The organism is Streptomyces durocortorensis (assembly GCF_016901035.1).
Classification (GTDB): Bacteria; Actinomycetota; Actinomycetes; order Streptomycetales; family Streptomycetaceae; genus Streptomyces; species Streptomyces durocortorensis.
In genome coordinates this window covers 1-1,186 of record NZ_JAFEUF010000505.1, presented here as the reverse complement: position 1 = coordinate 1,186, position 1,186 = coordinate 1, and the positions used below count along the sequence as shown (strand labels likewise).

Annotated in this window: 1 protein-coding gene and 1 pseudogene; both read left to right on the top strand. The window is 72.9% G+C overall.

The window, feature by feature from the left end; all coding sequences use genetic code 11:
* A partial coding sequence (locus tag JS521_RS35770) for an OB-fold nucleic acid binding domain-containing protein (protein ID WP_372448650.1) occupies nucleotides 1-828 on the top strand: 828 nt, incomplete at its 5' end.
* Nucleotides 825-1,186 (top strand): annotated as a pseudogene (locus tag JS521_RS35765) (hypothetical protein); the annotation flags it as partial. The gene JS521_RS35770 and the pseudogene JS521_RS35765, both read left to right, overlap by 4 nt.

The following is a 1,186-nucleotide window of genomic DNA, read 5'->3' as shown; positions in this document are numbered from 1 at the left end:
TACACCTCCCTGCAGGACTTCTACGCCCGCGCCCACCCCAAGCTCCCGACCGTCGAACGCCTCATCAGTATCGGCGCCCTCGACCAGCTCAACGGCTCCTCGACGCGGCGGGACCTGCTGCTGCAGGCGACCGAGCTCCACCGCCAGGCCCGCACCCGTCCCGGGCCCGGCCAGATCCCGCTCGTCACCACCTCACACACCGCGGACTCCTCCGGGCTGCGGGAGATGACCGCCCGCGAACGGCTTGACGCCGAGCTCGGCGTTCTCAAGATCGATGTCTCCCGGCACCTCATGGAAGACCACCACCGCCTGCTCCGCGAGATCGGCGCCACCGACGCGAAGCACCTGCGGGCGATGCACCCCGGGCAACGCGTCCTGGTCGCCGGCGTCCGCGCCTCCACCCAGACCCCGCCCATCGCCTCGGGCAAGCGCATCATCTTCGTCACCCTCGAAGACGGCAGCGGACTGGTCGATCTGGCGTTCTTCGAGGACTCCCACGAACGGTGCGCGCACACGGTCTTCCACCACGGCCTGCTCCTGGTCCGCGGCACCGTCGAAGCCCGCGGCCCCCGGCGCACCGTCGTCGGAGAAATGGCCTGGGACCTCGACGAACTCGCCACCGCCCGCGCCACCCACGGACCTCAGGCCGTCCTCGACCTCCTCGGCCAGTCCCCCGCGCCGACGCCCGCCCAGTCCGCGGCCGGGCGGACGATCCCCGACGGCACCGCAGGCGCCCGCCTGCACCCCTGGAGCGACCTCCAGCCCGCCGGAACCCGCTCGGCCGACCTCACCCGCTTCGGCCACCGAAGCCCCGGGAGCCCGGGATGAACACCACCAGCCGACCGCGGCCGCGCGCGATCCTGCGGATCCACTTCCACCCCGCCGAACAGACCGAGGAGCTCTACGGTCAGCTGCTCGCCGTCGTCGACGGCATCAGCTCACGCGTCGAACCCCTCCCCGCCGACTGGTCCACGTACGTCGACCTCACCGGCGCCCTGACCTACTGGGGCCGCGACGTCGAGGGCCTGGTCGCCGTGCTCCGGCTGCGCCTCCTCGCCCTTCACGGCGTGCAGTGCTCCGCCGGGGCCGGGCCGACCCGCTCGATCGCGGCCATGGCCGCCGACGCCACACCGCCAGGCGCGGCCACGGTCGTACGGGACGACCCGTACGAGATCGCCGCGTTCCT